General features: G+C 71.7%; 6 protein-coding genes. 5 read left to right on the top strand and 1 reads right to left on the bottom strand.

Features of this window, described 5'->3' with window-relative positions; translation table 11 throughout:
* Positions 1 to 4: 4 nt before the first annotated feature.
* Together P3T35_RS11030 and P3T35_RS11025 are read left to right on the top strand one after the other, a co-directional pair.
* Complete coding sequence (locus P3T35_RS11030) at positions 5 to 3,883, top strand: non-ribosomal peptide synthetase (RefSeq protein WP_101384537.1); 3,879 nt, start codon at positions 5 to 7, stop codon at positions 3,881 to 3,883.
* A 149-nt stretch (positions 3,884 to 4,032) separates the two neighbouring features.
* Entirely contained in the window at positions 4,033 to 5,841 is a 1,809-nt protein-coding gene (locus P3T35_RS11025; protein WP_101384536.1) for an alkaline phosphatase family protein, read from the top strand.
* Positions 5,842 to 5,887: 46 nt separating this feature from the next.
* Here P3T35_RS11025 and P3T35_RS11020 read toward each other — a convergent pair whose 3' ends face one another.
* A complete protein-coding gene (locus P3T35_RS11020) occupies positions 5,888 to 7,300 on the bottom strand; it encodes an amidase (RefSeq protein ID WP_101384535.1) in 1,413 nt (470 codons plus the stop codon).
* A gap of 159 nt (positions 7,301 to 7,459) precedes the next feature.
* Between P3T35_RS11020 and P3T35_RS11015 the strand changes: the two genes are divergently transcribed.
* From P3T35_RS11015 to P3T35_RS11005, 3 genes are all read left to right on the top strand, one after another.
* Positions 7,460 to 7,873, top strand: a complete 414-nt coding sequence (locus P3T35_RS11015) for a PaaI family thioesterase (RefSeq protein ID WP_101384534.1) — start codon at positions 7,460 to 7,462, stop codon at positions 7,871 to 7,873.
* A gap of 160 nt (positions 7,874 to 8,033) precedes the next feature.
* Positions 8,034 to 8,285: a DUF6296 family protein gene (locus P3T35_RS11010; RefSeq protein ID WP_101384533.1), complete on the top strand. Its 252-nt coding sequence runs from the start codon at positions 8,034 to 8,036 to the stop codon at positions 8,283 to 8,285.
* 159 nt (positions 8,286 to 8,444) lie between these two features.
* Positions 8,445 to 9,605 carry a glycoside hydrolase family 3 N-terminal domain-containing protein gene (locus P3T35_RS11005; protein ID WP_101384532.1) on the top strand — a complete coding sequence of 387 codons (1,161 nt, stop codon included), beginning with the start codon at positions 8,445 to 8,447 and terminating at the stop codon, positions 9,603 to 9,605.
* Positions 9,606 to 9,669 lie beyond the last annotated feature (64 nt).

Genomic DNA, 9,669 nt, shown 5'->3' with positions numbered 1-9,669 from the left:
TCTGATGTTTCCGGTTTCTTTCGCGCAGCAGCGGCTGTGGTTCCTGGGCGAGCTGGACGGTCCGAACGCCACCTACAACATTCCGCTCTGCCTGCGCCTGACGGGCGAGTTGGACATCACGGCACTGGACGCCGCGCTGCGGGACGTGGTCGGGCGGCACGAGGTGCTGCGCACCGTGTTCCCCGCCGTCGACGGGCAGCCCTGGCAGGAGATCCGCGAGGCTGACACGGTCGGCTCACTGCTGACCGTGGTCCCGGCGGACGGGCTCGACGAGGCCGCCCTGCACGCGGCCGTGGCCGAGACCTCGCGGCACACCTTCGACCTGGCCGGCGAACTCCCGCTGCGCGCCTGGCTGTACGCCCTCGCGCCGACCGAGCACGTGCTGCTCCTGGTGGTGCACCACATCGCGGGCGACGGCTGGTCGATGGGCCCGCTCGCCCGGGACGTGTCGACCGCCTACGCGGCCCGGCTGGCCGGTGCGGCCCCCGACTGGGAGGAACTGCCGGGCCAGTACGCCGACTACGCGCTCTGGCAGCGCGAACTGCTCGGCGAGGAGAGCGACCCGCAGAGCGTCCTCTCCCAGCAACTGGCCTACTGGCGCCAGGCGTTGGCCGAGCTGCCGGAAGAGCTGGCGCTGCCCGCCACGCAGCCGCGCCCGGCCGTCGCCAGCCACCGCGGCGGCACCGTCGAGTTCACCGTGCCGGCCGAGCTGCACCGCGGTGTGGCGGAGCTGGCCCGAGCGGAGAACGGCACGGTGTTCATGGTGCTGCAGGCCGCCGTGGCCGTGCTGCTCTCGCGCCTGGGCGCCGGGACCGACATCCCGATCGGCACCGCCGTCGCCGGACGGATAGACGAGGCGCTGGAGGAGCTGGTCGGCTTCTTCGTCAACACCCTGGTGCTGCGCACCGACCTGTCCGGCAACCCGACGTTCCGTCAGCTGCTCGGGCGGGTGCGCCAGGCGGGCCTGGGGGCGTTCGCGCACCAGGACGTCCCGTTCGAGCGCCTGGTCGAGGATCTGGCCCCGGCCCGCTCGATGGCCAGGCACCCGCTCTTCCAGGTGATGCTCTCGCTGCAGAACAACGCCCAGCCGGTGCTGGAGCTGCCGGGGCTGACGGCCGCGCCGCTGGCCGGTGGGCAGGCGCCTGCCAAGTTCGACCTCAACTTCACGTTCGGCGAGACGCCGGACGGCATATGGGGCAGTCTCACCTACGCCCTGGACCTGTTCGACGCCGCGACCGCCGCACGGATCGGCGAGCGCTTCGTGCGGGTGCTGCGGGCGCTGGTCGCCGAGCCGGGGCGGCGGGTGGGGGAGGTCGAGGTGCTGGACGAGGCTGAGCGCGCCCGGATCCTCATCGAGTGGAACGACACCGCGACCGTGGTACCCGAGGGCACCCTGCCCGAGCTGTTCGCCACACAGGCCGCCCGCACCCCGGACGCGGTCGCCGTCGTAGCCGGCGAAAGCACGCTCACCTACCGGGAGCTGGACGAGCAGGCAGGCCGCCTGGCCCGCGCCCTCGTGGCGCACGGCGTCGGCGCGGAGACCGGTGTCGCGGTGCTGATGGAACGCTCCGCCGACCTAGTCGTCGCCCTCCTCGCCGTGGTCAAGGCCGGCGGCTTCTACGTGCCACTGGACTCCCGCTACCCGCAAGCCCACCGCGAGCTGATCCTCACCGAAACCGGCACCAAGCTCCTCCTCACCGACACCGCACTCCAGGCCGAAGCAGAGCACCTTCCCGCCACCGTCCTCCTCACCAACCACGTCGACCTGGACACGGACGTCGACGGGGCCGACTTCCCAGCCCAGGCCCACCCCGAGCAACTCGCCTACGTGATGTACACCTCCGGCTCCACCGGCCACCCCAAGGGCGTCGCCATCACCCACACCGACATCACCACCCTCGCCACCGACCACCGCTTCACCAGCACCGCCATGGAACGCGTCCTCCTGCACTCCCCCCACTCCTTCGACGCCTCCACCATGGAACTCTGGGTCCCGCTGCTGACCGGCCGTCAGGTCGTGGTGGCCCCCACCGGTGACCTCACCACCGACGTACTCGCCCACCTCATCAAGCAGCACCAGATCACCGGACTCTGGCTCACCGCAGGCCTCTTCAGCCTCGTCGCCGACGAACACCCCGACGCCTTCACCGGCGTCCGCGAAGTCTGGACCGGCGGCGACATCGTCTCCCCCACCGCCACCACCCGCGTGCTCGAAGCCTGCCCCGGCACGGTGATCGTCAACGGCTACGGCCCCACCGAAACCACCACCTTCGCCGCCACCCACACCCTCACCGAGAACCCCACCGGCCCCCTCCCCATCGGCCGCCCACTCGACAACACACGCCTCTACGTGCTGGATTCGGGCCTCCGTCCCGTCCCCACCGGCAGCATCGGCGAGCTCTACATCGCCGGCACCGGCCAAGCCCGCGGCTACCTCAACCGCCCCGACCTCACCGCCGAACGCTTCACCGCCGACCCCCACGGCCCCGCCGGCACCCGCATGTACCGCACCGGCGACCTCGCCCGCTGGAACCACAACGGCGAACTCGAATACACCGGCCGCGCCGACCGCCAAATCAAACTCCGCGGCTTCCGCATCGAACTCCCCGAGATCGAGCACATCCTGACCACCCACCCGAATGTCACCCAGGCCGCCGTGCTGGTCCAGGGCGAGAAGCTGGTCGCCTACCTGGTTCCCACCGGCGACCTCGACCAGGCCGCGCTACGCACCGACCTCGCCGCGATGCTGCCCGCGTACATGGTCCCCTCCGCCATCGTCGTCCTCGACGCCCTCCCCCTCACCGTCAACGGCAAGCTCGACCGGAATGCTCTCCCCGCCCCCACCCCCACCCCGGTCTCGACCCGTGCGGCACGCACCCCGCAGGAGGAGGTGATCGCCGTCCTGTTCGCCGAGACCCTGGGCCTCCCCCAGGTCGGCGTCGACGACGACTTCTTCGACCTCGGCGGCCACTCGCTGCTCGCCGCCCGCCTGGTGGGCCGGGTCCGGACCTCGCTGGGTGTGGAGTTGGCACTGCGCGACCTGTTCGAGGCGCCCACCGCTGCCGGGTTGGCCGCACGGCTCGGCGGCGGTGCGGAGCTTAGCGACAAGTTCGCCGAACTGATGCCGCTGCGCCGGGACGGCGAACTGCCGCCGCTGTTCTGCGTCCACGCGGGGTATGGCGTCGGCCTCGGCTACAGCCGGCTGCTGCCGCATCTGGCCGGCCGCCCGGTCTACGCCCTGCAGGCCGCGAGCCTGACCCGGAGCGAGGGGCTGCCGGAGACCGTGGAGCAGATGGCCGCCGACTACGTGGCGCTGATCCGCGCGGTCCAGCCGAGCGGTCCGTACCACCTGCTGGGCCACTCCTTCGGCGGCCTGGTGGTCTATGCCATGGCCGAGCACCTCCAGGGGCTCGGCGAGGAGGTGGCGCTGCTGGGCATCATGGACTCCTACGCCTACGCCGACTACACCGTCTCCGGCACCGAGCGGGACGAGCAGGAGACGCTGGCCGTCTTCCTGCAGATGTTCAACGCCGAGCGTCCGGCCCCCGAGGGCACCCCGCTCACCCGCGACCAGGTGGTCCAGGCCCTGGTGGACAGCTCCGCCGCCGCCTTCTCAGCGGACGACCTGCTCGCGATGGGCGAGGCCTGGGAGCGCCACGTCGGGATGATGCGGGCGTACCAGCCCGCTCCCTACCGCGGCGACGCGCTGTTCTTCACCGCGCTCCGCGAGCGCCCCGAGGGCACGCCCGGCTCCGCCAGCTGGCAGCGGTACCTCGCCGGCCGCGTGGCCGACCACGAGATCGACGCCACCCACCACGGATTGATGAACGCGGGCCCGATCGCCGAGATCGCCCGGATCATCACCGCCCACCTGGAGGTGTAGCACCCACCCGCCGGCGGAAGGACCAGGCCTGAAGTTGTCTGATCATGTTTGGCCGACGTTCTTCCGCCGGATGGCGCCGACCGGTATCTATGTCCCGTTAGTGACGCACTGCCAAGCCATCACCCCCACCAACGGGACGAGGTATCCCCATGCGACTGCGCTCGAGTTCCCTCGGCGGCCTGCTCACCGCTCTGCCCCTCCTCGGCGCGCTGGTCGTCGCCACCCCCGCCCAGGCGGCGGCCGGCAGCGGCAACCTGATCGTCAACGGAGACGCGGAGGCCGGCGGCTCCTGCACCAACGACTGGAGTGCGGCCACCACCGTGCCCGGCTGGACCGTCGAGGCCGGCGGCATCAACGCCATGTGCTCCACGGCCGGTTCGTTCGGCCTGCCGAACGACGGCCACACCCCCGGCAAGGCCTTCTTCGGCCCGGGCAACTTCGGGGACGGCGCGATGACGCAGACCGTCGACGTCTCCTCGGCGGCCACGGCGATCGACGGCGGCGGGGTGAGCTACAACCTCTCCGGCTGGCTGGGCGGTTGGACCGTCTACGGTGGCTACGTCGCCGTCAGCCTGCACTTCAAGGACACCAACGGCCAGCCGATCGGTGCGACCCCCAAGCTGCCGACCGTCTCCGCGACCGACCGGGGCCTGAGCACCGAGTTCCTCTCCCGCAGCACCACCGGTTCCGTCCCGGCCGGCACGAGGTCGATCCAGGTCGAGGTGCAGTTCCTGTCCACCTCGAACGAGACCGGCTACCTGGACAACCTCTCGCTCACCCTCAACACCCCGGTCGCCGCGCCGGCTCCGGTGGCCCCGCCCGCGTCGAGCGTGCCGGGATACGACCACGTGTTCACGGTCATGATGGAGAACACCGACTACTCCGAGATCATGAACGACCCGACGGACACGCCGTTCATCCACAGCCTGATGTCCCAGGGCGCCACGCTCACCGACGCCCACGGCGTCTACCACCCGAGCGACGAGAACTACCTGGCCATCGCCGGCGGCGACACCTACACCAAGGGCGCCACCTACTGGCCCAACATCAACTCCCCGCAGCGCAACCTCGGTGACACCATCGAGGCGGCCGGCAAGAGCTGGAAGGCGTACGAGCAGGGCATGGGCACGCCCTGCAACACCACCACCCAGTACGACGCCAAGTACATGCCCGACGACGCGCCGTTCATCAACTACACGGACATCAGCGGCAATCCGGCCCGCTGCGCGGCCCACCTGTTCGACACCTCGCAGCTGACCACGGATCTGCGGTCGGCAGCCACCACACCCAACTTCTCCTGGATCGCCGCTGACGACTACTACGACGGCGAGGCCTCCGGCAACGGCAGCTCCACCAGCCTCCAGACGCAGGACGGTTGGCTGAAGCAGACCCTCGCCCCGGTGCTGTCCTCCCCCGCGTGGACCCAGCAGCGCTCGCTGCTCGTCCTGACCTGGGACGAGAGCGAGAGCGAGGGCTACAACCACGTCGCCACCGTGGTCCTCGGCTCGCAGGGCACCGTCCCGGCCGGCACCAGCAGCCCGCTGCACTACGACCACTACAGCATCGGCCGCACCATCGAGTCGGCCCTCGGCCTGCCTGGGCTGACCGCCAACGACACCTACGCCACGCCGCTCAACGCCGCCTTCGCACCGTCCGCGGCGGCCGCACCGACGCTGACCGGCGACCTGAACGCGGTGGCGAACGGCGGCAACGTCACCCTGCGCTACGCCCTGCCGGACACCTCGCAGGTCAGCGCGAAGAACTGGGTCGGCATCTACCCGGCGGGCGTCACCCCGGGCTCGCAGTCCTCGCTCGCCTGGGCCTACACGCCGAACCAGAGCGGCGCGGTCACCCTCGCCACGGGCAAGCTGAACGGCGCGGGCAAGTACGACGTGTACTACCTGGCCAATGACGGCTACTCGGTGCTGGCCGGGCCGTTCCCCCTGACCGTCGGCTGACGCCGCGCAAGGACCCCCGGCCCCGGTCCCGACCGGGGCCGGGGCCTCACCCCTGGATCCGCCGCCACCCCGCCTCCCCCTCCAGCGCGTACCCCAGCTCCAGCAGCACCCGCTCCTGCCCGTGCGCCGCCGACAGGTGCACCCCGATGGGCAGACCCTCCGCCGTCTGACCCGCGGGCAGCGAAATCCCCGGCCCGCCGGTGACGTTGTTGACGGGGGTGAACGCCACGTACCGCTGCAGCCGCTCGATCAGCTCCTCGAACGGCACGTTGGGGCTCAGGTGCCCGAGCAGCGGGGTGGTGTGGGCCAGCACCGGCGACAGGATCACGTCGTAGCCATCGAACACCGACGCATAGGCATGCTCGGTGGCCCGCAGGCGGCGCAACACGCCAGGGGTGCGCAGGAATTCGCGGTGGAAGGTGCGGCGCAGGCCCAGGGTCAGGCCGTCGAGCCGGCGGGGCTGGAAGCTGCGGTCCAGCAGCAGCTTTCCGGTGGCGGCGATCAGGAAGGCGATGAAGCCCCAGTAGAGGGTGAAGTCGCGCTGGAACTGCCGGTCGAAGGGCAGGGTGGTGGGCTCGACGTGGTGGCCGAGGTCGGCCAGGCGGGCGGCGGTGCGCTCGACGGCCTGGCGGGTCTGCGCGTCGGTGGCCGCCACCGGCGAGTCCACCACCAGTCCCACCCGCAGCCGCCGGCTGCCCGGCCCCTCGACCAGGCCCAGCGGGGGCAGCGCGGCCGGGCGGTGGTGCTGCTCGGCGGCGGCGAAGAAGGCGGCGGTGTCGCGCACCGACCGGGTCAGCACACCGTCCGTCACCAGGTCGATCGGCAGGCGCCGGCCCTGGTCGTTCAGCACCAGCCGGCCGCGGGTCGGCTTGAGGCCGACCAGCCCGCAGCAGGCGGCCGGGATCCGGATCGAGCCGCCGCCGTCGTTGGCGTGCGCGATCGGCACGACGCCGGCGGCGACCAGCGCGGCCGCTCCGCCGGAGGAGGCGCCGGGCGAGTGCGAGGTCTGCCAGGGGTTGCGCACCGGCTCGGCGGTGCCGAATTCGGTGGAGGCGTTGAGGCCGAACTCGGGCAGCCGGGTCTTGCCGAGCACGGTCACGCCGGTGGCGAGCAGTTGGGCGGCGAAGCCCGAGGTGTAGCGCGCGGGGCGGGGGTGGAACGCCGCGCTGCCGTGCCCGGTGGGCATGCCGCGCAGGTCGACGTTGTCCTTGAGGAACGTGGGCACGCCGTGCAGCAGCGCGTCGGGGCTGTGCCGCCCGACTCGCGGTGTCCGGTAGGACGCGAACGCGACCGGGGCCAGCGCGTCCTCCACCTTTCGGGCGCGCTGAGCGGCGGCTTCGGCCAGTTCGCCGGGGCTGACCTCGCCGTTTCGCACCAGCCGGGCCAGCGCCACCGCGTCGTGGTCACCCAACGCGTCGTCGCCGAATGCGTGCACCCGCTGCTCCGCGGTACGAGCCATGCGAACCCCATCCCTACCGACCGGTAATGTCATCGAGGCCGCAGTCTAGAACCGTTGGGGTTCGAAGGTCAGCCGAATCCGCGTCAGTTCCCTTGCCGGCCAGGCCGACCCCGCGTCGCGCTCTGGCTTGCGGCCCGGCCCGGCGGCACAATGGCGAGCATGCCGATCACTGTCGTCGCGGCCGAGAAGATCCTCGCCGAGAACTTCGCCCCGTGGGTGCTGGAATTGGGCCTGACCGTCACCGAGACCGGCGAGCGGCACGCGGTCCTGCGGATGCCCTGGTCGGACCGGCTGGCCCGGGAGGGCGGCGGGATCTGCGGGCAGGCGCTGATGGCGGCCGCCGACACGGCCTGCGCCGTGGCAATCACCTCGGCGCGCGGCGGGTTCGGGCCGATGACCACCGTGCAGCAGTCGACCAGCTTCCAGCGGCCGATGGCGGGGGCCGATGTGATGATCACGGCACGGGTGACCAAACTAGGGCGGCAGCTCGCGTTCATCGAGGTGGATCTCACCGCCGGCGACGCCACCGACCCGGCCGCGCATGCGAGTGCCGTCTATGCCTTCCCTGCGTAGGGCACTGTCCGCCACACGGCAAGCCGCACGGCGGTACTCCAAGATCGGCAACTTCAAGAGTTGATCTTGCCATCGGATGATTGAGCGAACGCGAACCGGGCACACGCAAGGAGATCGGCCCGGCCGAGCTCCGGGCCCCAGCCCCCGAGGAGGTCGGATCGTGGATCCTGTCCAGCGCTATGCCGTCTCCCTCCCCGGCCCAGTCTGCGGGCACCGGCCCGCGACCGTGGTCGTGGTGCACTGGACACCCAGATCCGTCGACGGTAACTCCGTCTACACGGACGAGACCGGTGAATTCCAGGTCTCGATCAACGCTGATTGCGTGGCGAGCCGCCTGGACGCCGACGACGGCCACCAGCACCAGTGCCTGCACGCAGTACCCCTGCCGCGCACCGGCTCCCCCGTGGGGTGACACCCTCACCCCTCGCTGCCCGGCGACCGACACCCTCGGTCACCGGGCAGCAGCCTGTGCACGGCAGCGCGCAGCGCTACGATAAGAGGGCAATCCATCACATCGTGTAGCAGATCCCCCCGGTCAGCGTCGCGGCGCCGCCATCGAAGGAGCAGCCCCATGCCGTCCACCGCCCGCCGGCTGATCGGCTGCCTCGGTCTGCTGCTGGCCACCTCCTGCAGCTCCGCCGCACCGCACCCCGACGACAGCGGGGCCAGCGCCTCCCCTCCGTCGAGGTTGACCGCCAACGCGGCTTCGGCAGCCCCCGCCACCCAGCTGACGCCCGATCAGCTGGCCGGCCAGCGGGTGATCTACTCCTACCAGGGCCTGACCCCGCCGGAGCCGCTGCTCACCGCGATCCGCGCCGGGCGGGCCGCCGGTGTGATCTTCTTCCACGGCAACACCGCGGACCCCGACCGGTTCCGCCAGGCGGTGGCCCAGCTGCGGCAGGCCCAGCAGGAGAGCCCGGTCCATCTGCCGCTGCTGCTGATGACCGACCAAGAAGGCGGCCTGGTACGGAGGTTGCCCGGCGCACCGGAGCTGTCCCAGAAGGCGGTGGGCGCGCAGCCCGATCCGGTCACGGCCGCGGCGGACGCCGGCGCCGGGGCCGCCGCCAACCTCACCTCCTACGGGCTGAACGTGAACCTCGCCCCGGTGCTGGACGTCTCGCACCAGCACGGCGACTTCACCGACCGGACCCAACGCTCCTACGGGCCGGACCCGGCGGCCGTGGCCAGGCTCGGCCAGGCGTTCATCACGGCGCAGCAGCAGCACCAAGTGGCCGCCACCGCCAAGCACTTCCCGGGGCTGGGCACCGCCGCGGGCGACGCCAACACGGACAACCTGCCGGTCACCCTGCCGGTCTCGCCGAGCCGACTCAACCAGGTGGACGAGGCACCCTATCCGGCGGCGATCGAGGCCGGGGTGGACTTGGTGATGGTGTCCTGGGCGGTCTATCCGGCGCTGGACCCGGCGCATCCGGCCGGCCTTTCCCCGGCGGTGGTCCAGGGCGAGCTGCGCGGTCGGCTGGGCTTCACCGGGGTGACGGTGACCGACGCGCTGGAGGCCGGCGCACTGTCGGGCTTCGGCGACGTCGGCGCCCGGGCCGTCGCCGCCGCGGGTGCCGGCATGGATCTACTGCTCTGCTCGGCCCAGGACGCGAACCAGGGGGCCGATGCCACGGCCGCGCTCTCCGATGCCCTCACCACCGGGCACCTGAACCGCCCCGAGTTCACCGCCGCAGCCGAGCGGATCGCCGCGCTGCGCGCCCGCCTGACCTGACGTGCCATCAGATCGGCGTCCGAGGACCGGCTTCCACCAAAACGACATGACGCTGCCCGAGGCC

It is taken from the genome of Kitasatospora sp. GP30 (genome assembly GCF_029892145.1).
Classification (GTDB): Bacteria; Actinomycetota; Actinomycetes; order Streptomycetales; family Streptomycetaceae; genus Kitasatospora; species Kitasatospora acidiphila.
This window is presented reverse-complemented; position numbering and strand designations above follow the sequence as displayed.